Origin of the sequence: Nonomuraea sp. NPDC050394 (assembly GCF_044459065.1) — a bacterium.
Lineage (GTDB): Bacteria > Actinomycetota > Actinomycetes > Streptosporangiales > Streptosporangiaceae > Nonomuraea.
The window spans coordinates 178,494-202,161 of record NZ_JBITIO010000017.1 but is presented as its reverse complement, the minus strand read 5'-3'; the positions used below and the strand labels follow the sequence as shown (position 1 = coordinate 202,161).

The 23,668-nt window shown below is 73.1% G+C and carries 11 protein-coding genes; 5 read left to right on the top strand and 6 right to left on the bottom strand.

What is annotated here, in order from left to right; all coding sequences use genetic code 11:
• Positions 1 to 22 precede the first annotated feature (22 nt).
• Together ACIBKY_RS45530 and ACIBKY_RS45525 are read right to left on the bottom strand one after the other, a co-directional pair.
• On the bottom strand, positions 23 to 5,266 hold the full coding sequence (locus ACIBKY_RS45530; RefSeq protein ID WP_397107244.1) for a type I polyketide synthase: 5,244 nt from the start codon (positions 5,264 to 5,266) through the stop codon (positions 23 to 25).
• On the bottom strand, positions 5,256 to 13,694 hold the full coding sequence (locus ACIBKY_RS45525) for an SDR family NAD(P)-dependent oxidoreductase (protein ID WP_397107242.1): 8,439 nt from the start codon (positions 13,692 to 13,694) through the stop codon (positions 5,256 to 5,258). Before ACIBKY_RS45525 ends, ACIBKY_RS45530 begins: the two co-directional genes overlap by 11 nt.
• 175 nt (positions 13,695 to 13,869) lie before the next feature.
• On the opposite strand from ACIBKY_RS45525, the gene ACIBKY_RS45520 reads away from it, so the two are divergent.
• Both ACIBKY_RS45520 and ACIBKY_RS45515 read left to right on the top strand, forming a co-directional pair.
• Complete coding sequence (locus ACIBKY_RS45520; protein ID WP_397107240.1) at positions 13,870 to 15,222, top strand: condensation domain-containing protein; 1,353 nt, start codon at positions 13,870 to 13,872, stop codon at positions 15,220 to 15,222.
• Positions 15,223 to 15,243: 21 nt separating this feature from the next.
• A complete protein-coding gene (locus ACIBKY_RS45515) occupies positions 15,244 to 16,620 on the top strand; it encodes an AMP-binding protein (protein WP_397107238.1) in 1,377 nt (458 codons plus the stop codon).
• On the opposite strand, the gene ACIBKY_RS45510 is transcribed toward ACIBKY_RS45515, so the two are convergent.
• The gene (locus ACIBKY_RS45510; RefSeq protein WP_184971190.1) at positions 16,588 to 16,830 is read right to left on the bottom strand and encodes a phosphopantetheine-binding protein; all 243 of its coding nucleotides are present in this window, start codon (positions 16,828 to 16,830) and stop codon (positions 16,588 to 16,590) included. The two genes, ACIBKY_RS45515 and ACIBKY_RS45510, sit on opposite strands and share 33 nt — an antisense overlap.
• Positions 16,831 to 16,969: 139 nt before the next feature.
• Here ACIBKY_RS45510 and ACIBKY_RS45505 point away from each other — a divergent pair, with 139 nt between their 5' ends.
• The 3 genes from ACIBKY_RS45505 to ACIBKY_RS45495 are packed head-to-tail and all read left to right on the top strand — an operon-like array spanning position 16,970 to position 20,662.
• A complete protein-coding gene (locus ACIBKY_RS45505) occupies positions 16,970 to 18,634 on the top strand; it encodes a condensation domain-containing protein (protein WP_397107236.1) in 1,665 nt (554 codons plus the stop codon).
• Entirely contained in the window at positions 18,631 to 19,491 is an 861-nt protein-coding gene (locus ACIBKY_RS45500; protein ID WP_397107234.1) for an LPD16 domain-containing protein, read from the top strand. Before ACIBKY_RS45505 ends, ACIBKY_RS45500 begins: the two co-directional genes overlap by 4 nt.
• 4 nt (positions 19,492 to 19,495) lie before the next feature.
• Complete coding sequence (locus tag ACIBKY_RS45495; protein ID WP_397107232.1) at positions 19,496 to 20,662, top strand: cysteine desulfurase family protein; 1,167 nt, start codon at positions 19,496 to 19,498, stop codon at positions 20,660 to 20,662.
• A 188-nt stretch (positions 20,663 to 20,850) separates the two neighbouring features.
• On the opposite strand, the gene ACIBKY_RS45490 is transcribed toward ACIBKY_RS45495, so the two are convergent.
• The 3 genes from ACIBKY_RS45490 to rfbB are packed head-to-tail and all read right to left on the bottom strand — an operon-like array spanning position 20,851 to position 23,663.
• Positions 20,851 to 21,849 (bottom strand): hypothetical protein, encoded by a 999-nt coding sequence (locus tag ACIBKY_RS45490; protein WP_379611835.1) that lies wholly within the window; start codon positions 21,847 to 21,849, stop codon positions 20,851 to 20,853.
• A gap of 3 nt (positions 21,850 to 21,852) precedes the next feature.
• Complete coding sequence (gene rfbA, locus ACIBKY_RS45485; protein ID WP_379611837.1) at positions 21,853 to 22,737, bottom strand: glucose-1-phosphate thymidylyltransferase RfbA; 885 nt, start codon at positions 22,735 to 22,737, stop codon at positions 21,853 to 21,855.
• A complete protein-coding gene (gene rfbB / locus ACIBKY_RS45480) occupies positions 22,734 to 23,663 on the bottom strand; it encodes a dTDP-glucose 4,6-dehydratase (RefSeq protein WP_397107230.1) in 930 nt (309 codons plus the stop codon). The genes rfbA and rfbB overlap by 4 nt, the downstream gene beginning before the upstream one ends.
• Positions 23,664 to 23,668: the final 5 nt, after the last annotated feature.

The following is a 23,668-nucleotide window of genomic DNA, read 5'->3' as shown; positions in this document are numbered from 1 at the left end:
CTCGGGCCTTTCCTGTCATGGTTCACAGTTCCTTGTCGATGAGTGCGAAGATCTCCTCATCGGAGGCGGTGTCGATGTCGACGCCCTCGTCGTCATTGCTCGCGGTGCCCCCGAACCTGGTCAGGCCGCTCTGCAGCACGGCGACCAGGCGGCCGCGGATGTCCTCGCCGTTGTCCTTGGCGGTGGTGATCATGGAGCCGACCCGTTCCAGGACCCCGCGCAACAGGTCCTCGGGCGACGGCGTGGCGGGTGCCAGGGTCTCGTGCAGGTACTTGGCCAGCGCCGAGACCGTCGGGTGGTCGAACACGAGCGTCGCGGGCAGCCGCAGGCCGGTCTCGGCGTTGAGCCGGTTCTGCAGCTCGACCGCGGTGAGCGAGTCGAACCCGAGCTGGTTGAACGCGCTGTCCACGTCGATGTGGTCGGCGCTGGCGTGGGCGAGCACCGCGGCCACGTGGCCGCGGACCGTCGTGGTGAGCAGCCGCATCGCCTCGGACTCCGTCAGCGCCGCGAGCCGCTCGGTGAGCCGCCCCGTCCCCTTCTTCTGCGCCGAGGTACGGCGCGGCGCCCGCACCATCCCCCTGAACAGAGGCGGCAGCATGCCGTCCTCGGCTCTGGCGCGCAGCCCGACCATGTCCCAGCGGGCCGCCACGACCACCGGCTCGTCCCCGGCCAGTGCGGCGTCGAACAGGGCCAGCCCGTGCTCGACCCCGAGCGGGGCGACACCGGCGCGGGCGAGCCTGGCGATCTCCAGGTCGGTGAGCGCGCCGCCCATGCCGCCGTCCCAGAGTCCCCAGGCGATGGAGACGGCGCGCAGTCCCTCGGCGGCGCGCTGCTCGGCCAGCGCGTCGAGGTAGGTGTTGGCGGCGGCGTAGTTGCCCTGGCCGGCGTTGCCGAGGATCCCGGCCAGCGAGGAGAAGAGGACGAAGACCTTGAGGTCGCGGTCCTTGGTCAGCTCGTGCAGGTGATGGGCGGCATCCAGCTTGGGGGCGAAGACCCGGTCGATCCGCTCCGGCGTCAGCCCCTCGATCGTGGCGTCATCCAGAACCCCCGCCGTGTGCACCACACCGGTCAGGTCCGCGATCCCGTTCACGACCGCGGCCAGCGCCTGTCGGTCGGCCACGTCGCAGGCCAGCACCTCCACCCGCGCGCCCAGCCCTTCGAGCTCCGCGCGCAGCTCCCCGGCCCCCGGCGCGCCGGGGCCACGCCGCGACAGGAGCACCAGATCGCGCACCCCATGCCGCTCGACCAGATGACGGGAGATCAGGCCGCCCAGGTCGCCGGTCCCGCCGGTGACCAGGACCGTGCCGGAGCCGAGCGTGACCGGCCCTTCCACGGTCCGGCGCGCCAGGCGGGGGGCCAGCACCTTGCCGTCGCGCACCCGCACCTCCGGCGCGCCGGTCGCCAGCACCCGCTCCCAGTCCGCGAACCCGTCCGGCACGTCGGCCAGGACGAACCGGCCCGGCTGCTCGGTCTGCGCCGTCCGCACCAGGCCCCGGACCACCGCGGCGTCCAGGCCACGCGGCGCGAACACCACCAGGCGCTCTTCCCCGGCCATCGCAGCCAGCGCCCGTGCGGTCAGCTCGCGCGGCGTGCCCTCGGCCAGCGGCACCACCGTGAACGCGCCGGCCGGATCGGCCGCCGGCGCGACCTCCACCCAGTCCAGGCCGTAGGGCGCGGGACCGGTCGAGTGGCCGCCGAGCGCGCCCGCGGCGACCGCGCGGACGCGGGCGGACTCCAGCGCGAACACCCGCAGGCCCGAGGCGTCCGCCGCCTCGATCGAGCAGCCGTCCTGGCCGTCGCGCAGCAGCCGCACCCGCAGCGCCGTCGCCCCCGGGCTCACCAGCCGCACGCCGCGGAACTCGAACGGCAGCCGCAGCTCCGCCGAGGGCGCGCCGATCAGCAGCACGTGGAACATCGCGTCGAACAGCGCCGGGTGAATCCAGTGGCCGGCCACGTCGAGTTCACCCACGGCCACGTCGGCGAACAGCTCGTCGCCCGAGCGCCACAGCGCGCGCACGCCCTGGAAGGCGGGCCCGTACTCGTAGCCCGCGTCGGCCAGCGGGCCGTAGGCCACCTCGACCGGCTCGGCGCCCGGCGGGGGCCAGGTCTCCGCCCAGTCGCAGGCGGCGGGGGCCGCGGGCTCCGGTGACAGGGTGGCGCGCACGTGGCGGGTCCAGGGGGCGTCGGGATCCGCCACGGGGCGGGAGTGGACGCGGGCCTGCCGTACACCTTGGTCGTCGGGGGGGTCCGCGACGATCTGGACGGTCACGCCGCCGCGCTCGGTGAGCATGAGCGGCGCCTCGAAGACCAGTTCCTCGATCTGGCCGCCGGCTTCCAGCAGCAGGTCGGCGAAGGCAGCGCCGGGCAGTACGGCGGCGCCGTTGACGGCGTGGTCGGCCAGCCAGGGCGAGTCGGACAGCGAGAGGCGGCCGGTGAGCACGCTCGCGCCGTCGCCGGCCACGTCGAGCGCGGCGCTCAGCAGCGGGTGGGTGACCTCGCGCAGGCCGGTCGCGGACAGGTCGGCGACGCGGGCGGGCGGGTCGAGCCAGAAGCGCTCGCGGTCGAAGGCGTAGGTGGGCAGGTCGACCGGGGCGCCGGAGCCGGTCAGCTCGGGCCACTCGACGCGGGCGCCGATCACCCAGGCCTGCGCGAGGCAGGTGACGAGGGCGTCGGCCTCCGGGCGCTTGCGGCGGCTGAGCGTCAGGACGGCGGCCTCGCGGCCGTCCAGGCAGTCGTGGGTCATCCCGGCGAGCACCGCCTGCGGGCCGATCTCCAGGTAGGCGTCGGCGCCGAGCGAGTCCAGCCGCTCGATCATGGCCTGGAACTGGACCGCGCGGCGGATCTGGGCCAGCCAGTACTCGCGGTCGGCCCACGAGCCGCCGTTGAGGTTGGTGGCGAACTCCAGCTTCGGCTCGGCGAACTCGACGTCCTCCAGCACGGCGGCGAAGGGGGCCAGCATCGGCTCCATGAGCGGCGAGTGGAAGGCGTGGCTGACGGCGAGGCGGTGGATGCGCCGGCCGAGGTCCGACCAGTGCTCGGCGAGCGCGAGACAGGCGGCCACCTCGCCGGAGACGACCACGCTCTTGGGCCCGTTGACGGCGGCGACGCCGATCAGGTGCTCCTGCCCGGCCAGCGACGAGGCGATCTCCTTGGCCGTGGCCTCGATCGCGACCATCGCGCCCGGCGTGTCGAGTCCCTGCATGAGGCGGCCGCGGGCGGCGATCAGCCGGGCGGCGTCGGGCAGCGACCAGACGCCCGCGGCGTAGGCGGCGGCGAACTCGCCCACCGAGTGGCCCGCGACGATGCCGGGGTGTACGCCGAGCGACTCCAGCAGCCGGAAGGCGGCGACCTCGAAGGCGAACAGCGCGGGCTGCGTGTAGGAGGTCTCGTTGAGCAGCTTGGCCTCGGGGGTGCCGGGCTCGGCCCACATCACCTCGCGCAGCGGGCGGTCGAGGTGGCGGTCCAGCTCGGCGCAGACCTCGTCGAGCGCCTTGGCGAAGGCGGGGAAGGCGGCGTACAGCTCGCGGCCCATCCCGTGCCGCTGGCCGCCCTGGCCGGTGAACAGGTAGGCCAGCTTGAGGTGCTCCTTGGCCTGCCCTTCCACGACCTCGGCCGGGGCCTCGCCGCGCAGGTGCCCGCCGAGCCCGGCCAGCAGCGCCTCACGGTCTCCCCCGAGTACGGCGACGCGGTGCGTGAAGGCGGCGCGGCGTGTGACCAGCGAGTGGGCGACGTCCCGGGCGCCGGTCTCGGGCCGGTCCAGCACGAAGTCACGCAGCCTGGCTGCCTGCCCGCGCAGCGACGTGGCCGTCTGCGCGCTGAGCGCCCAGACCAGCGGGCCGTGACCGGCCTGACCGGTGGCGGGGACGGCGGGCTCCTGGGTGTACTCCTCCAGGACGGCGTGGGCGTTGGTGCCGCTGATGCCGAAGGCCGAGACGCCCGCGCGGCGGGGCCGCTTGTCGTGCGGCGTCCACTCGCGGGCCTCGGTGAGCAGGTTGACCGCGCCCGCCGACCAGTCCACGTGCGGGGTCGGCTCGGCCACGTGCAGGGTGGGCGGCATGACGCGGTTCCGCAGCGCCATCACGGCCTTGATCACGCCGGCCACTCCGGCGGCGGCCTGGGCGTGTCCGATGTTCGACTTCACCGAGCCGAGCCACAGGGGCCGATCCGCCGCACGATTACGTCCATATGTGGACAAAATGGCCTGTGCTTCGATCGGGTCGCCCAGCTTGGTGCCGGTCCCGTGCGCCTCGACCACGTCCACGTCCGCCGTGGTCAGCCGGGCGTCGGACAACGCCTGCGCGATCACGCGCTCCTGGGCGGGCCCGCTCGGGGCGGTCATGCCGTTGCTGGCGCCGTCCTGGTTGACCGCGCTGCCGCGGATGACCGCGAGGATCCGCCGGCCGTTGCGGCGCGCGTCCGACAGACGCTCCAGCAGCAGCACCCCGGCGCCCTCGCCCCACGCCACCCCGTCCGCGGTCGAGGAGAACGACTTGCACCGCCCGTCGGGCGACAGCCCCCGCTGCTTGGAGAACTCCACGAACGTGTCCGGCGGCACCAGCACCGTCACGCCCCCGGCCAGCGCCATCCCGCACTCGCCGTCGCGCAGCGCGCGTACCGCGAGGTGGATGGCCACCAGCGAGGAGGAGCAGGCGGTGTCCACCGAGATCGACGGACCCTCAAGACCGAACGTGTAGGACACCCGCCCCGACAGGACACTCGGCGTGCTGGAGGTCAGCAGCAGGCCCTCGACCGACTGCGGGATCGCGCCGTGGGTGAACCTGACCGAGTAGTCGTTGTACATGCACCCCGCGTAGACCCCGGTACGGCTGCCGCGCAGCGTCGCCGGGTCGATCCCGGCCCGCTCGAACGCCTCCCACGACGCCTCCAGGAACAACCGCTGCTGCGGGTCCGTGGCCAGCGCGTTGCGCGGGCTGATCCCGAAGAAGCCGGCGTCGAAGCTCGCCACGTCGTGCACGAAGCCGCCGTGCCTGGTGTAGGACTTGCCGGGTGCCTCCGGGTCCGGGTCGTAGACGTCCTCGTCCCAGCCTCGGTCGGCGGGGAACTCACCGATCGCGTCCACACCGGACCTGACCAGGTCCCACAGCTCCTCCGGGCTGGACACGCCGCCCGGATAGCGGCAGGCCATGCCCACGATCGCTATCGGCTCGTGGCTGCGCGCCTGCGCGTCCGCCAGGCGCTGCCTGGTCTCGGCGAGTTCGACCGTGGCCCGCTTAAGGTAATCGCGGAGCTTTTCCTCAGTTGCCATGATCGGGTCCTTCCGCCATGCTCCGGTTGTCGATCAAGGCGAAGATCTCCTCGTCGGAGGCCGAAACGATCTTCTCGGCGGCGCCGTTCGCCGCGGTGCCACTGCTGCCGAACCGGGTGAGGGCGCTCTGCAGGATGGCCACCAGCCGTCCCTTGATCCCCTCGCCCTCCCCGTTGGCCGCCAGCAGCATCGACTCGACCTTCTCCACCGCGCCGCGCAGCGTGTCCTCGGGCGAGGGCGTCTGCGGGGCCAGGGACTGGAACAGGTGCTCGGCCAGCGCGCTGACCGTCGGGTGATCGAAGACGAGCGTCGCCGGCAGCCGCAGCCCGGTGTCGGCGTTGAGCCGGTTGCGCAGCTCGACCGCGGTGAGCGAGTCGAAGCCCAGTTCGTTGAACGACTTGTCCACGCCGACGTGGTCGGCGCCGCCGTGGCCGAGCACCGCCGCCACGTGCGAGCGGACCAGGCCGGTCAGGTGGTTGCGCGCGTCCGGCCCGCCCATGACGGCCAGCCGCTCGACCAGCGCCACCGGCCCGGCCGCGGGAGCCGTACCGTTCCTCGCGGAACCACCCTTCTCCGCGGTACGGCGGGGCGCGCGCACCAGCCCGCGCAGGATCGAGGCGAGCTCCCCCGCCTCGGCCCGCTGCCGCAGCGCCGCGGCGTCCCACCGGGCCGCCACGACCACGGCCTCGGCGGCCGGCGCGGTCAGGACGGCGTCGAAGAGGTCGAGACCCTGCTCGGCGGTGAGGGCGGCGACACCGGCGCGCGACATCCGCGCGACGTCGGCGCCGGACAGCTCACCGGCCATCCCCGTCTCCCACGCGCCCCAGGCCACCGACACCGCGGGCAGCCCCAGGGCGTGGCGGTGCTCGGCGAGGGCGTCGAGGAAGGCGTTGGCGGCGGCGTAGTTGGCCTGCCCCGCGGTGCCGATCACGCCGGCCACCGAGGAGAACAGGATCAGCGGACGGTCCCCGGCCAGCTCGTGCAGCCGCCACGCGGCGTCCGCCTTGGGCGCGAGCACGGTGTCGAGCTGCGTGGCCGACAGCCCGGAGACCGTCGCGTCGTCCAGGACGGCGGCCGTGTGCACGACCCCGCCCAGCTCGGGAATCCCGGCGACCAGCCTGCCCAGCGCGTCCCGGTCGGAGACGTCGCACGCGGCGATCGTGACGCGGGCGCCCAGCGACTCCAGCCGCCCGGTCAGCTCGGCCGCGCCCGGCGCGCTCGGGCCGCTCCTGGAGACCAGCACCAGGTCGCGCACGCCGTGCCGCGCGGCCAGCCGTTCGGCCACCAGCCCGCCCAGCGCACCCGTGCCGCCGGTGACCAGCACGGTCCCCCCGGCCAGCGTGCCCGCGAGAGCACCCGTCGGCGCACGGTCGGAAGCGGAAGCGGGAGCGCGGTCGGAAGCGGGGTCGGAAGCGGGAGCGGGGGCCGGCGAGCCCGGGTCCGCCGTGCCCGGGTTCGCCGGCTTCGCGCCCGCCGGACCCCCGGTCCGTCGGGTCAGGCGGGGAACCTGAAGGCTGCCGCCGCGCACCCGCAACTGGGGCTCGTCGGTGGCGGCCAGCAGTCCCCAGTCGGTGAAGCCCGCGTCCACGTCGGCCAGCGCGAAGCGGCCGGGGTGCTCGGCCTGGGCGGAGCGCACCAGTCCCCACAGGGGGCCGGTGACGACCGCGGGTCCCCTGGTCACGAAGACCATCCGGGACTGCCAGAACCGCTCGTCGCCCACCCAGCCCTGCACGAGGTCGAGGGCCTGGTAGAGGGCGTCGTGCACGGAGTAGGGCAGGTCATCGGCGTCCGGCTCGAACGGGACGAGCACCGCCCGCGGCGCGTCCACGCTCATCTCGGCCAGCGAGGCCAGGTCGTAGTAACGCTGCCCGCCGGCCTCGTCGGCGAAGGCGTCGTAGCCGACCGTGGCCCAGGTGACGTCGCCGCGTCCGGGCTCGGGCAGCTCGGTCCAGTCGACGCCGTAGGTCTCGGCGGACGGGGCGGCGCCGGTGCGCGGGACCGCGCGCAGGGTCAGCGATTCGGCCGTGGCGATCGGGGCGCCGGACACGTCGTAGACGGTCAGGGCGTGGCGGTCCTGGCCTTGGGGGGCCAGCCGTACGCGGAGGGTACGCGCGCCGCCGGTGCTCGCGTGCACGCCGCTCCACGAGAACGGCAGCAGCAGCGTGCCCGGCTCGCCCGCGGCGTCGAGCACCAGCAGGTGGAGCGCGGCGTCGAGCAGAGCGGGGTGCAGGGTGAACCGGTCGGCGCCCTCGCTGACGTGCTCGGGCAGGTCCACCTCGACGTAGGCGTCCGTGCCCGCGCGCCAGGCGGCGCGCAGGCCCTGGAAGGCGGGGCCGTAGCCGTAGCCGCGCTCGGCCAGGCGCTCGTAGGCGTCGTCGAGGTCCACGCCTGTGGCGTCGGCCGGGGGCCAGGCGGTCAGCGGCTCGGCCGTGCCCGGTCCGCCGGATGCGGCGGGTGTGCCGTCCGACAGTGTGCCGGTCGCGTGGCGCGTCCACGGGGCGTCGGGATCGCCCGCCGGGCGGGCGTGGACGGACAGGTCGCGGTGGCCGCCCTCGTCGGAGGCGCCGACGGCCAGCTGGATCTGGACCGCCTCCGTGGCGGTCAGGCGCAGCGGAGCCTCCAGCGTCAGGTCCTCGACGGTCGCGGCGCCCACGGTGGCGGCGGCCTCCAGGGCCAGCTCCACGAACGCGGTGCCGGGCAGCAGGACCGTGCCGTCCACGGCGTGGTCGGCCAGCCACGGGGTGGCGGCGAGCGAGAGCCTGCCGGTCAGCAGGTGCCCGTCGCCGGCGGCCAGCGGGACTGCCGCGCCGAGCAGCGGGTGGCGGGCGGCGTCCAGGCCGGTGGCGGACACGTCGGTGCCGCCGGCCGTACCGTCGAGCCAGTAGCGCTGCCGCTCGAAGGGGTAGGTGGGCAGTTCGGCGAGGGGGCCGGCGCCCAAGGCGGCGGGCCAGTCGACGGAGGCGCCCAGGACGTGGGCCTGGGCCAGCGCGGTGAGCAGGCGGGCGCGCCCGCCGTCGCCGCGCCGCAGCGTGCCGGTGGCGCCGCCGGGGCGGCCCGCGGCGGTCAGCGTGTCCTGGACGTGGCCGGTCAGCACCGGGTGCGGGCTGGTCTCGACGAACAGCGGCGTCCCCGCGAACGACTCCACGGCCTCCTGGAAACGGACGGGGTTGCGCAGGCTCGTGTACCAGTACTCGGCGGTCAGCTCGGCGTGCTCCACCGGGCCGCCCGCGTAGGAGGAGCAGAAGGCGACCTCGCCGGCGCGCGGCCTGATGCCGTCGAGCGCGGAGAGGATCTCCTCGCGCAGCGCCTCGATGTGCGGGGTGTGCGCGGCGTAGCCGATCGCGACCCGCCGGGCGTTCAGGCTCTCACCGTGCGCGGCGGTGAACTCCTCCAGCGCGTCGGCGTCCCCGCCGATCACGCAACTCTCCGGCCCACTGTGTACGGCAAGCCAAAGGCGGCCCGCCCACGGCTCGATCAGCTCGCGCCCCCGCCCGGCCGGGACCGGCAGGGCGACCATGCCGCCCCGGTCCCCGAGCCGCGTCAGCGCCCGGCTGCGCAGAACCACGACCTTGGCCGCGTCCTCCAGCGTCAGGGCGCCGGCCACGCAGGCGGCGATGATCTCGCCCTGCGAGTGCCCGACGACCGCCGACGGCTCGACGCCCAGCGAACGCCACACCTTCGCCAGCGCCACCATCACCGCGAACAGCACCGGCTGGATGACGTCGGAGCCCTCCAGCTTGCCCTCGGCGCGCAGCGCGTCCTCGACGGACCAGCCGGTGTGCGCCCTGAGCGCCGCGTCGCAGCGGCGCAGCTCGATGCGGAAGACCTCGTCGGAGTCCAGCAGTTCGACGGCCATCCCGGCCCACTGCGAGCCCTGGCCGGGGAAGACGAAGACCGGCTGGACGTCCCTGTCCGCGACGCCGCTCACGAGCGCGGCGTGCGGGACGCCTTCCGCCAGCGCGTCCAGGGCGGCGAGCAGTTCTCCGCGCTCGCGGGCGACCACGACGGCGCGGTAGGCGAACCCGGCCTTCCTGGCCAGCGCCCGTCCGGCGGCGGCCAGGTCGGACGCCTCGGCGGCGACCTCGCGCAGCCGGGCGGCCTGGGCGCGCAGCGCGCTCTCGGACCTGGCCGACACCACCCAGGCCAGAAGCTCCTGACCGGACGGCGGCGCGGGCTCGGGGGCGTGATGTTCTGGGGCGGCGGGGGCCTGTTCGATGATCAGGTGCGCGTTGGTGCCGCTGATGCCGAAGCTGGAGACCGCGGCCCGCAGCGTGCGGCCCTCGGGCAGGTCCACGGGCGAGGTCAGCAGCTTGACGTTCCCCGCCGACCAGTCCACGTGCGGGCTTGGCTCGTCGGCGTGCAGGGTGCGCGGCAGCACGCGGTGCTCCAAAGCCTGCACCATCTTGATGACGCCGCCGACTCCCGCTGCGGCCTGGGTGTGGCCGAGGTTCGACTTGAGCGAGCCGAGCCACACGTCGTCGTAGACCGACATGACGGACTCGGCCTCGATCGGGTCGCCGAGCGTGGTGCCGGTGCCGTGGGCCTCCACGACGTCCACGTCGGCGGAGGTGAGGCGGGCGTCGGCCAGCGCCTGGCGCATGACCGCCTGCTGGGCCAGCCCGCTGGGCGCGGTGAGGCCGTTGCTGGCGCCGTCCTGGTTGACCGCGCCGCCCCTGATGACGGCGAGCACGGGGTGGCCGTTGCGGCGGGCGTCGGACAGGCGCTCCAGCAGGAGCATCCCGGCGCCCTCCGCCCAGCCGGTACCGTCGGCGGCGGCGGAGAAGGCCTTGCAGCGGCCGTCGCGGGCCAGCCCGCCCTGGCGGCTGAATTCCACGAACATGCCGGGCGTGGACATCACGGTCACCCCGCCGGCCAGCGCCATCGTGCACTCGCCACGGCGCAGTGCCTGCGTGGCGAGGACGATCGAGACCAGCGACGACGAGCAGGCCGTGTCCGTGGTGAGCGCCGGGCCGCGCAGGCCGAGCGTGTACGCGATCCGCCCGGAGACCACGCTGAGCGCGGTGCCGGTGAGCAGGTGGCCGTCGGCGACGCCGCCGGACAGGTGCAGCCGGGGACCGTAGTCGGGCGCCATCGCGCCCACGAACACCCCGGTCGCCGTGTCACGCAGCTCGGCCGGGTCGATCCCGGCCCGCTCGACCGCCTCCCAGCTGATCTCCAGCAGGAGCCGCTGCTGCGGGTCCATGGCGGCGGCCTCGCGCGGGCTGATGCCGAAGAAGGCGGCGTCGAAGCGGTCGGCGTCGTGCAGGAAGCCGCCGTGGCCGGTGTCGCTGGTGCCCGAACGGTCCTGGCCGGTGGCGAACAGCGCCGCCAGGTCCCAGCCCCGGTTCGCCGGGAACTCGGTGATCGCGTCGGTCCCCTCGCTGACCAGCTTCCACAGGTCGGCGGGCGAGGCCACGCCACCCGGATACCGGCAGCCCATCCCGACCACCACGACCGGGTCGTCGTCGAGGTGGGCCCGCTCCTGGACGTCCGCCCGCGGCGCCTCCCGCGCCAGCAGCGCGCGCAGGTGGTCGATCAGCTTCTGCGGGGTCGGGTGGTCGAACAGCAGGCTCGTCGGCAGCCGCAGCCCGGTGGCCGAGCGCAGCCGGTTGCGCAGGTCCAGCGCGGTGGCGGACTCGACGCCGAGGTTCTTGAACGTCCTGGCGGGCTCGATCCCGGCGGCGTCCTCGTGCCCGAGCAGCCCGGCCAGCGTGGTCAGCACCAGCTCCCGGACATCCCCGGTGAAGCCCGCGACCGCAGCGCCGTCCGGGTGGTGAGCGCCGTCCGGTTCGTCTGATGTGTGCGGAGCCGTCCCGCCGTTGAGCGCCGCCCGCGCGGCCGGGGCACCTTCCGCCGGTACGGCAAGCCGGTGACGACGGCGCTGGAACGGGTAGGTCGGCAGGTCCACCAGCCGCCCGCCCCCGCAGGGACCGGCCCAGTCGACCTCGGCTCCCCCGGCATAGGCCTCGGCCAGCGAGCGCATGACCCGCTCCGCCCCGCCGTCGTCGCGGCGCAGGGTGCCGACGGCGGCCACCTCACGCCCGGCGGCCTCGGCGGTCTCGCTCACCCCCGGCACCAGCACCGGGTGCGGGCTGCACTCCACGAACACCCCGGCGTCGTGCTCAAGCGCGACCCTGACCGCCTGCCCGAAGCGGACGGGCCGCCGCAGGCTGGCATACCAGTAGGAGGCGTCCAGCTCGGCGGTGTCGATGGGGCGGCCGGTGAGCGTGGAGACGAAGGTGGTGCACGTGGAGGCGGGCCGTACCGGGGAGAGGGCGGCGAGGACCTCGTCGCGGACCTGCTCGACCTCGGCGGAGTGGGAGGCGTAGTTGACCGGGATGATCCGGCTGCGGTACTCGGGCAGCCGGGACTTCAGCTCGGCGAGCGCCTCGTCAGGGCCGGAGACGACGAAGGACGTGGGCCCGTTGACGGCGGCGACGGCCAGGTGGCGGGAGACGCGCGCCATCGTGCTCTCGATCACGCCGAGGGGCGCGGCCAGCGACATCATGCCGCCCTTGCCGGCGATCCCGGCGATGGCCTTGCTGCGCAGCCCGACGACGCGGGCGGCGTCCTGGGCGGACAGGGCGCCGACCGCGGTCGCGGCGGCGATCTCGCCCTGGGAGTGTCCGATGACCAGGTCGGGACGCAGGCCGTGCGACTGCCAGAGCGCGGCCAGGCCGGTCATGACGGCCCACAGCGCGGGCTGGACCACGTCCACCCGGTCGAGGCCGGGCGCGCCCGGCTTCTCGCGCAGCACGTCCATGAGGTCGTAGTCGGTGAAGGGTGCGAGCGCGAGCGCGCACTCGGCGACCCTCTCGGCGAAGGCGGGCGAGCTCGACAGCAGCTCACGGGCCATGCTCGGCCACTGGGCGCCCTGGCCGGGGAAGACGAAGGCGGTGCGCCCGGCGCCGGAGCCGGTGACGGCCGCGTCGTGCGGCAGGCCGCCGGCCAGCGCACGCAGCGCCTCCCGCTTGGCGGTGCCGAGGACGACCGCGCGATGCTCGAAGGCGGCGCGGCTGCGCACCAGGCTCCACGCCACGTCGGCCGGGTCGGCCTCGACCTCGGCGAGTTGCCCGGCCAGCTCCTTCAGCGCGGCCGGGGACCGTGCGGAGAACACCCAGGGGGCGCCGCCGCCGGGCTCCTTGCGGGCGGGCGGACGCCGGGAGCCGCCGATGCTGAGACGCGGCGGCTCGGTGACGAGCAGGTGGCAGTTGGTGCCGCCCATGCCGAACGAGCTCACGCCGGCGACCAGGCGGCGCGCGGACCACGGGAGGGTCTCGGGGACGACGCGCAGGCGCAGCGAGTCGAAGGGGATCTCCGGGTTGGGCGTCTCGCAGTGGAGGCTGGCGGGCAGCTCGCGGTGCTTCAGGCTCAGCACGACCTTGAGCAGCCCGGCGATGCCCGCCGCGCCCTCCAGGTGGCCGATGTTGGTCTTCACCGAGCCGACCAGCAGGGGCTCGGTGGCCGGGCGGGCCTTGCCGTACACGGAACCGAGGGCGGTGGCCTCGATCGGGTCGCCGACCTTGGTCCCGGTGCCGTGAAGCTCCACGTACTGCACGGCACCGGGCGCGACCCCCGCCTGAGCGCAGGCCAACTCGATGACCTCGGCCTGCGCCCGGCTGCTGGGGACGGTCAAACCCTCGCCGCCGCCGTCGTTGTTGACCGCGCCGCCCAGGATCACCGCGTGGATGACGTCCCGGTCGGTTACGGCCGCGGCGAGGGGCTTGAGCACGACGAGCCCGCCGCCCTCGCCGCGTACGTAGCCGTTGGCCCGCGCGTCGAAGGTGTGGCAGCGGCCGTCGGGTGACAGCGCGCCGAACTCGCCGATGGCGTTGGTGGTCTCGCCCAGGAGGTTGAGGTTGACGCCGCCGGCGACGGCCAGGCCGATCTCGCCGCGGCGCAGGCTCTCGCACGCCATCTGGACGGCCACGAGCGAGGAGGACTGGCCGGCGTCCAGGGTGAGGCTCGGGCCGCGCAGACCGAGCAGGTAGGAGACCCGGTTGGCGATCATCGCCCGGTTGGCGCCGGTGTAGCCGTGCCGGCCACCGGCTCCCAGCGACGCGAAGTCGTTGGAGATCGCGCCCAGGAACACGCCCGCCGCGCTGCCGCGCAGCTCCGCGGGCAGCACCCGCGCGTTCTCCAGCGCCTCCCAGGCCAGCTCCAGCACGAGGCGCTGGTGCGGGTCCATGGCCGCGGCCTCGTTCGGGGAGATCCCGAAGAACGCGGCGTCGAAGCCCTCGACATCCTCCAGGAATCCGCCGAAGCGGTAACCGGCGGCGTTCGGCCACCGGCCCTCGGGGGCCGGGGTGACCGCGTCCACTCCGTCACGCAGCAGGTGCCAGAACCGGGCCGGGTCGGCAGCCTGAGGGAGCCTGCAGGACATGCCGACGACGGCGATCCCAGCCAGCTGATTCGACTCACCAACCATCAATGCGCCACCTCAAGCCGGGGTATTGAATATTCGCGACTATTGGCCAGTAATTAAGACCCTAATCGCGGACTTTGCTGAGGCACATGGAAGGACGGTGGCACGTAGTTACCGCAACTGTTGGCCGCCCAGCTACGGTTGACGGTGTGGGCACGGCTGGGCAATGAATGGCAACATGCCCGTAGAAGCTGCACTCAGTTTCGGCCAGTTGTTCAGCTGGCGCGATATCGAGCGGCACCCGCACGACTGGATCCACGAGGCGAACCTGCCGGCGATGTGGGACCTGCGCGGACTGACACTCGACCGGGTGACGGGCGCGCTGCGCGCCCTGGTCGATCGGCACGAGGCGCTGCGCACCACCTACCACGTGCGGGACGGCGTGCCGTACCAGAGAGTGCACGAGACGGTGGCGCTGCCGATCGAGCTCGCCGAGCGCGACGGCGGCGACCAGCAGGAGGCGGAGCGCACCGCGGCCGAGCTGATCGGGCGGCCCTTCCCCATGGAGGGGAACCTCAACTGGCGTGGCCTGCTGGTCAGCGTGAAGGGCGAGCCGAAGTTCCTCGCGCTGTCGATCTCGCACCTGATCCTCGACGCCTGGTCGGTGCAGCACCTGCGGACACAGTTCCGCGCGCTGGTCGGCGACCCGGGCGCCACCGCCGAGCTGGGCCCCATCCCGAGCACGCTGGCGCTGAGCCAGCGCGGCCAGGAGTGGGCGGCCCGCCGGACGGGCGCCGAGCGCCACTGGCGCGGCGTGCTGGAGGACGGGCTCATGGACGAGCTGCCCACGCTGCCCTCGCGGGCCTACCGCAACCGCCTGGAGGCGACGCTCCACTCGCGCCGCATCGGCGGGCTGGCCCACGCGGCCGCCAAGCGCCTCGGCGTCACCGCGCCCGCCGTCGTCATGGCGCTGGTCGCGGCGGGTGTCGCCCGGCAGACCGGCGCGGACCGGGTCACGATGAGCCTGATGGCCTCCAACCGGTTCTCCGCCGGCAACCAGCGCGCCGTCGGCACGCTCAACCAGCTCGTCCCGGTCGTCCTGCCCGTCGACCAGGGCGCCACCCTCGCCGAGCACGTACGCGGGCTGCACTGGGCCGCCACCAAGGCCTACCGGCACGGCAGCTACGACATCGACCGCATGGCCGAGGTGGCCGCCGAGTACGGCAGGCCCGAGCACGGCTGCTGGTTCAACCACCTGCTGCGCTGCTGGTTCAACTACCTGCAGATCGACGACAAGGTCGCCGACCCGGCCGACGACAGCCCCGCCGAGCTGGTGTGGACACCGCTGGCCCAGCAGTACGGCCAGCCGTTCCGCGTCCGGGTGCAGGTGCAGCGCGGCAGGACCTCGCTGCTGATGCTCGCCGACCCGGACGTCGTCCCCGCCGACGGCATGCTCGACATCCTGCGCGGCGTGGGCCACGGGGTCCAGCTGGCCGCGAGCGAGCCGGAGACCGGGCTCAAGGAGCTGTGGAGCGGCAAGGAGCTCGACCCGTCCCTGTTCCCGCGCGAGGCCGACGGCCCGCCGCGCTAAGCCACTTCCGGGAGATATGCCGTGGCACGGACCCTGTACCAGTGGTTCGCCGACAGCGTCGCCCGCCACGGTGACGCCGTGGCGCTGGAGGTGGCCGGCGACCGGCTCACCTACGCCGAGCTCGACGAGCTGGCCGGGCGGATCGCCGCCGGCATCAGCGGCGACGCCCCCCGGATCGGGCTGCGCGCCGACCGCACGGTGCTCGCCTACGCCGGATACCTGGCGATCCAGCGGCTCGGGCGCACGGTCGTGCCGCTGAACCCGGCCGCGCCGCGGGCACGCAACGAGACCATCGCGCGCGCCGCCGGCCTCGTGCTCGCCACGCCCGCGCCCGCCGGACGGCCCGCGCCGGTGGGCGCCCAGGATCCGGACGGCCTCGCCTACATCCTGTTCACCTCGGGCTCCACCGGCGTGCCCAAGGGCGTGCCGCTGCGCCACGGCAGCGTGGACGCCTACCTGTCGTACGTGATCCCGCGCTACGAGCTGGGGCCGGGCTGCCGCGTGTCGCAGACCTTCGACCTGACCTTCGACCTGTCGGTCTTCGACATGTTCGCCACGTGGGGCAGCGGGGCGACGCTGGTCGTGCCGCTCAAGTACGACCTGCTCAAGCCGGTGGCGTTCGTGACCAGGCATGAGCTGACGCACTGGTTCTCGGTACCGTCGGTGGTCTCGGTGGCGGCGCGGCTGCGCCGGCTGGGGACCGGCGCGATGCCGTCGCTGCGCTGGAGCCTGTTCTGCGGGGAGCCGCTGACGCTGCAGCAGGCCGACGCCTGGCGGGCGGCCGCGCCGTTCAGCGTCCTGGAGAACCTGTACGGGCCGACCGAGCTGACCATCAGCTGCACCCAGTACCGCCTGCCCGCCGAGCGGGCCGACTGGCCGGAGCCGGCCAACGGGACGGTGCCGATCGGCGTGCCGTACCCGCACGTGGAGCACACCGTCATGGACGGCGAGCTGTGCCTGAAGGGCGTACAGCGCTTCCCCGGCTACCTCGACCCGGCCGACGACGAAGGCCGCTTCGCCGGCGAGTGGTACCGCACGGGCGACCGGGTGGCCTGGGAGGACGGGCTGCTGGTGCACCACGGGCGGCTGGACCAGCAGGTCAAGATCGCGGGGCATCGCGTGGAGCTCGGCGAGATCGAGGCGGCGCTGCGCCGGCAGCCGGGCGTGAGCGAGGCCGTCGTGCTGGCCCTGCCCGGCGCCGACGGCGAACTGGTCCTGGAGGCCGCCTGCACGGGCACGGGCGTCGACACCGCCACCCTGCTCAGGGGCGTCGCGCAGGTCCTGCCGCGCTACATGGTGCCGCGCTCGGTGACCGTACTCGACGAGCTGCCGCTGAACGGCAACGGGAAGGTCGACCGGCGCGCCCTAGCCGATATGTACGGCCAGCGCCTCCCATAGCGAGCCGACCGTGGCGAACGTCTCCTCGTCCAGGATGTCGTCCGGCAGCGCGACCGCGTAGCCGTTCTCGATGTCGACGAGCAACTGAACCACGCCCATCGAGTCGAGCCCGAGCCCCGCCAGCTCGTCACGGGCCGAGAACGCCCCCGAATCGGCGTACGGCAGGTGCGGACGCAGGAGACGCTGAAAGTCAGCAGGTATTTCCAACATATGCCACCTCGCAATAAATCTGCCTACCACTAACCGTCCCCTATTCATAAGGGGAACCGCTAGTGGCAGCTTCTCGCTATCCCCTAGCGGCCACCGCGCACCCATTGTGGTAACCCCAGGGAAACCCAATTCTGAAAGCGTGAAGACTGCGAAGCTGTGCTGGGGTCAGCGCTACATGTGGCTGCGATTCCACCAGCTACCCCCTGCTCACCGCCACGAGACGCACGTCGTGCTCAGGCTGGGCGTGCACGAGGGCATCACGCTGGCCAACTGCCGGGCCACTCTCACGTACCTGGCCCGCCGGCACGAGGCGCTGCGCACGACCTTCCACCTCGACGGCGACGGCGACCCCTATCAGAAGGTCAACCCCCCTGGACCGGTCAGGGCGATCGAGGTGAGCACCGAGCGGGACGGCACCCCGACGCCCGCCGAGGTGGTCGAGGACCTGTCGAGCCGCCCCTTCGACCTGGAGTCCGAGTGGCCGATCCGCGCCTGCGTGATCACCACCGGCGGCGTGCCCAGGCAGATGGTCATGGTGCTCAACCACCTGGCCGTCGACGTCTGGACGATCGGCGAGCTCAAGCGCGAGCTGCGGATGCAGCGCGCCGGCTTCGCCACCCGCCGCCCGGCCGCGATCCAGCCGGTCCGGCACCAGCCGGCCGACCTGGCGCGCTACGAGGCGTCGGCGGAGGCGGCCGTGACCGCCGCCCGCGCGGTCGCCCACTGGGAGAACGAGATCGCCCAGCTCCCCTACGACCTGTTCGCCACCCGGCGCACCCGCCCGGAGGGCCCGCCGGCCCGCCACGCGACGCTCATCTCCCCCGCGCTCCTGTCCGCCTCCCGCGAACTGGCCGCCACGCACCAGGCCTGGCCGTCCCTCATCCACCTGACCGCCTACACCGCGACCATGGCCGCCTACACCGGCAGCGACACCGTCGGGCACCTGTCGTTCGTCGGCAACCGCGACTCCCACCCCTTCGGTGACGTGCTCACGTGCATGTTCTCGCCGACGCTCGTGCGGGTGGACTGCTCGGGCGACCCCACGTTCGGCGAACTCCTGGCGCGCGTCTCGGCCGCGTTCACGCTCGCCCGCGAGCACGCGTATCTGCCCTATGACGAGGTGGTCGAGCTGCTGTCGCGCGAGGGCTCGCGCCGCGCCCATCCGGTACGGCTGGCCTCGGAGTTCAACTTCATCAAGCAGGCCTCCCGCGAGTACAAGGGCCGGCGGACCGCGTTCACCTCGAACCCGGTGCCCGAGTCGTGGGCGCACACCGGCACCGACACCTACGTGCGGGTGGACGAGTGGAAGGACGCGGTGGCGGTCTCCCTGCACGCGACCTCCGCGGTCATGGACGGCGACGCGGTGGAGCGGTTCCTGCGCGGCTTCGAGGCCGTGCTGCTGGCCGCCCGCGACGACGGCCTCCGGCTCTCGGAAGCGGCCCGGCTCGCCGGCTTCACACCTCCGGGCGGCGAAGCGGCCGAGGAGGGGAAGGCCGCCGCCGGGTGTGGGGGCGCGCGGCCGTACCTCGGAGCCTCGGACGCCGACCCGGCGGCCGAGCAGGATCTCGCGGAGATCGTCCGGCAGGTGAACGGCCTGCGGAAGACGGACCTCACGCGCAGCTACACGCTCGCCGGCGGCCGCGCCCTGCGGATCCCGCGCGTGCTGGCAGAACTGGGCGCCCAGGGCTGGACCGGACTCGACGTCCGCCAGCTCGCCGGTCCCACGCCGCTCCGGGCGCTGGCCCGACGGCTCGTCCCCCATCCCACGCAAGATCGGAACAGACTCGGAGTGGTCACATCATGAGCGTTTCCAAGCACCACGAGCTGGTGGCGTCCGAGCAGGAGCTCCGCGACGTCGTCAACCGCGAGCTGGCCGGCACCGGCACCGGCTCCGACCTGGTCATCATGGGTGGCCACTTCATGCTTTTCGAGAACGAGGAGGGCAACCTGGTCTCGGGCATCATCGAGGAGCAGGACTCCGAGGTGATGAAGCGCCGCATCGCCGGCCGCGTGGGCATCTTCCCCGGCTACACCTGGCGGTTGTCGGTGGATCTGCTGCGCGACCACCCTGAGGCCCGCCTGCTGCTGCTCATCAACGACTGGCAGTACGTCCCCCAGAACGGCAGGCCGGCGAGCGAGCTGCGCGCCGAGTACTACGAGGGCTTCAACCAGCTCCCCTCCTCCTACGAGAAGGAGCTGCGCAGCGTGGGCCTGTCCCCCGACAGCATGCTGCCCAGCAGGAAGCACCCGCTGGCCTTCCCCGAGACCTGGCTGAAGTACCGCTTCCAGAAGACCGCCGCCAAGCTCGTCAAGCAGGGCCGCCTGGAGAAGCGCTACCTGGAGTCCGGCGAGAGCAAGCCCGAGGTCTCCTTCCTCGACGACAACGGCAACTACCGCACGCTGATGAGCTGCGGCATCACCGGCTGCGCCGGCGAGATGACCGAGATGGTGGCCGAGGTCTACAACGCCGGCTACCGGACGCTGCTCGTCTACGCGCCCGGCGAGTGCCTGAACCCCGTCGAGACCGGCGTCGACATCGCCCTCAGCCTGTACGGCCTGCCCGGCATGACCGTCATCATCACCGACCCGGGCGGCAGCGGGGAGATGTCGGCCGACGAGATCTTCGGTGGACTCGTCACGGTGTGCACCATCAGGAGCTGATTCCGTGAACATCATCTACCTGGACAACTGCGCCACCACGCGCGTGGACGAGGAAGTCCTCGACGCGATGCTGCCCTACCTGCGCGAGGACTTCGGCAACCCGTCCTCGCCCCACGTCCTGGGCAAGCGCGCCCGCCGCGCGGTCGACCTGGCCGCCGCGTCGGTGGGCGAACTGCTCGGCGCCGACCCGAGCACGATCGTCTTCACCTCGGGCGCGACGGAGAGCAACAACATCGCCCTGCTCGGCCTGTTCGAGCACGAGGACCGGGCGCCGGTCAACGCGATCTTCTGCACGACCGACCACAAGTCGTCGCTGTCGATCGGCGGCGCCCTGGCCGCCCGCGGCGTGGAGACCAGGACGATGGCGGTGCGCGAGGACGGCCAGGCCGACCTGGCCGACCTGCGCGCCAAGCTCGACGCCCACACCCGGGTGGCCACCGCGGCCTGGGTCAACAGCGAGATCGGCACCATCCAGCCGATCGCCCAGATGGCCGCGCTCTGCCACGAGGCCGGCGCGCTGCTGCACGTGGACGGCGCGCAGGCGGCCGGCCGTATCCCGATCGACGTGCACGCCGAGGGCATCGACACCCTGTCGCTGTCCGCCCACAAGGTGCACGGCCCCAAGGGCGTCGGCGCGCTGTACGCGCGCCGGGAGGTGCGCCGCGGGCTACGCCCCGTCATGTACGGCGGCGGCCAGCACGAACTGCGCAGCGGCACGATCCCCACCCATTTGGTCGTCGGCCTGGGCGCGGCCTGCCGGCTGGCCCAGCGGCGCCTGAACGACAACTGGTCGGCCATCACGCGCCTTCGCGAGATGGCGCTGAAGGTGCTGTCCGACAGGGTGCCGGGGTTCCGCTTCAACGGCGACCCCAACATCTCGGTGCCCCACGTCCTGAACGTGGTGCTGCCGGGAGTCCGCGGGGAGAGCCTGGTGTCCGGGTTGCACCGGGTGGCTCTGTCGACCGGGTCGGCGTGCAACTCCGACTCCCAGGAGCCGTCCTACGTCCTCACCGCGATCGGCGTCACGGCCGACGACGCCAACAGCTCGGTCCGCATCTGCCTGAGCCCTCAGTTGTCGGAGGAGGATCTGGTGACGGGGCTGGAGCTCGTGTGCGAACGCGCCAGAGGCCTCGCCGAGGTCGTCACCGGCGCCTCCGCCCACTACCGCTGACCCCGCCACGACCAACCCAGCCACGACCAACCCGGCCAGGGGCCACCCGAAAGGGCGGCACCCCCGAAGGAGCGGCACGCGCAGGAGTGCGGGCTTGGGGTTACGACCCGGAAGGAACGGCCCGGGGGGTGCCGGAACGGGAAGGGCCCGACGGCCGGTGTGGTCGTCGGGCCCGGGAAGGAGGTGAGTCAGTGGCCGTTGGGGAGGAACTTGCGGGCGGCTTGGACGCCGGCCTGGAAGCGGCTGGTGGCGTCCAGGTCCCGCATGAGCGTGGCGATGTGCCGGCGGCAACTGCGCACGGACATGCCGAGCTTGCGGGCCACCACCTCATCGGTGTACCCCTTGGCCATCAGGGCGGCGATGGACTGCTGCAGGTCGTCGGCGACGTCGGCGTACCCGGCCTCGATGCCCTCCAGCGGCGTGGCCGTCTCCCAGAGGTGGTTGAACAGGTCCAGGAAGAACTGGGCCACCCCCTGGTTGTGCACCCGCGCCACGTTCGCCTCGCCGTCGGCCACGCCGAAGAGCACGACGAGCGAACGGTCGAAGACGATCGCCGAACGCGGGATGTGGCTGACGGTGTAGACCGTGGCCCCCGCCTCGGTCAGCCGCTTCATCTTCATCCGGGTGGCGAGGTCGGCGCGGTTGCGGTGCTGGCAGATGATCCGGACGGAGATGCCGCGCCCGAGCAGCGTCAGGTACGTCTGGGCGAGCTCGTCCCCGTCGATCCCGCTGGACTGCAGCACCAGGACCTCGTCGCGGCAGGCGTCACCGGCCATCTTCAGGAAGCCGCGCACCTCCATGCTGCCGACCAGGTAGTCGATCGAGCCACCGGGCGTGGCACCGTCGCCGGCGTAGTCCTGGCGGAAGACGTCGATCCGCTCCCTGATCTGGTCGATCAGCTCCCGCCGCTGGTAGATCTCCCGCTCCACGTAGGACACGAGAGAGGCGGCGGCCACCTCGGGGTCGACGGGCAGGAACCGCTGGCCCCGCCCGTCGCCGGGCCGCAGCAGGCGGCTGCCGACGAGCTGGTCCACCGCCTCCCGCATCTCATGGATGCCGATGCCCAGGTCGGCCGCGGCCACCTCGACGGCCTCGATCGCCCCCTTCCGCGCCGCATATCGGTATACCGCCGACACGTGGTCCCCCTCGACCGGCGCCCGTCCCGTGAAGAACGCACTCGTCGTCATGATCTACCTCCCCTGTTCTGCGAACTGCTCGGCCACCGAGATCACGTACTGGCCGTACGCGGACTTCTCCAGTGCGACGCCGAGCCGGTGGCAGGCCTCGGCGTCGATGTATCCCATGCGCAGGGCGATCTCCTCCAGACAGGCGATCCGGACTCCCTGGCGCTGTTCCAGAAGCTGCACGTACTGCCCGGCCTGGAGCAGGGACTCGGGTGTCCCGGCGTCCAGCCAGGCGAAGCCGCGGCCGAGGTCGACCAGCGTGGCCTTGCCCCTCCGCAGGTAGTCGCGGTTGACGTCGGTGATCTCCAGCTCGCCGCGCGCGGACGGGGCGAGGTTCTTGGCGATGTCGACCACGTCGTTGTCGTAGAGGTACAGGCCCACGACCGCGCGATTGGACTTGGGTACGGCCGGCTTCTCCTCCAGGGAGAGCAGGCGGCCGTCGGGGGCGGTTTCGGCGATGCCGTACCGCTGGGGGTCGCTGACCGGGTAGCCGAACAGCACGCAGCCGTCCACGTCTTTGCACTCCTGGCGCAGCACGCCCTGGAAGTCGTAGCCGTGGAAGACGTTGTCGCCCAGGATCAGGGCCACGCTGTCGTCGCCGATGTGCTCGGCGCCGAGCACGAACGCCTCGGCGATGCCGTTGGGCTCGGGCTGTTCGGTGTAGTCGAGGCGCAGGCCGAACTGGGAGCCGTCGCCCAGCAGCCGGCGGATCTGTGGCAGGTCCTCCGGAGTGGAGATGACCAGGATCTCCCGGATGCCGGCCAGCATGAGCACCGACAGCGGGAAGTAGACGAGCGGCTTGTCGTTGACCGGGAGGAGTTGTTTGGAGACGGCCAGCGTGGTCGGCAGCAGCCTCGTGCCGCGCCCGCCGGCGAGGAGAATCCCCTTCATCGTGGTCCGCCTTTCGCTCGGTACCACTGGACGGTCGCGGCCAGCCCTTCGGCGAAGGGCACCTCGGGCCGGTAGCCCAGACCGCGGATCTTGGAGTCGTCGAGCGAATAGCGCCGGTCGTGGCCGGGCCGGTCGGCGACGTGGTCGATCATGTCGGGGCCCGCGCCGCAGGCCCGCAGGAGCAGGTGGGTGAGCTCGCGGTTGGTCAGCTCGGTGCCGCCGCCGATGTTGTAGACCTCGCCGGGCGCGCCGTTCTCGGCGACGAGGAGGATGCCTCTGCAGTGGTCGTCCACGTGGACCCAGTCGCGTACGTTGCGGCCGTCGCCGTACAGGGGAACCTTCTTGCCGGCCAGGAGGTTGGTGACGAAGAGCGGGATGAGCTTCTCGGGATACTGGCGTGGGCCGTAGTTGTTGCCGCAGCGGGTGATGCGCACGTCCAGGCCGTGGGTGCGGTGGTAGGCCAGGGCCATGAGGTCGGCGGCGGCCTTGGCGGCGGCGTAGGGCGAGTTGGGCTTCAGGGGGCAGGTCTCGTCCCAGGAGCCGGTGTCGATCGAGCCGTAGACCTCGTCCGTAGATATCTGGATAAATCGGCTTACTCTGGCGTCCAGTGCGGCCCGCAGCAACGCCTCGGTGCCCGCCACGTTGGTCCGGACGAACTCCGCCGCGCCCGCGATCGAGCGGTCCACGTGGGTCTCGGCGGCGAAGTTCACCACCATGTCGTGGCCCGGGACCAGCTCGGCCAGCAGCCCGGTGTCGCACACGTCGCCCTTGACGAAGCGCACCCTCGGGCCGGCCGGCACGTTGGCCTGGTCACCGGCGTAGGTGAGCTTGTCCAGCACGGTGACCCGCCCGGCCGGACGGCCGAGCAGGTGCCTGACGTACGCGGATCCGATGAAGCCGGCCGCGCCGGTGACGAGGATGCGCATGGCGA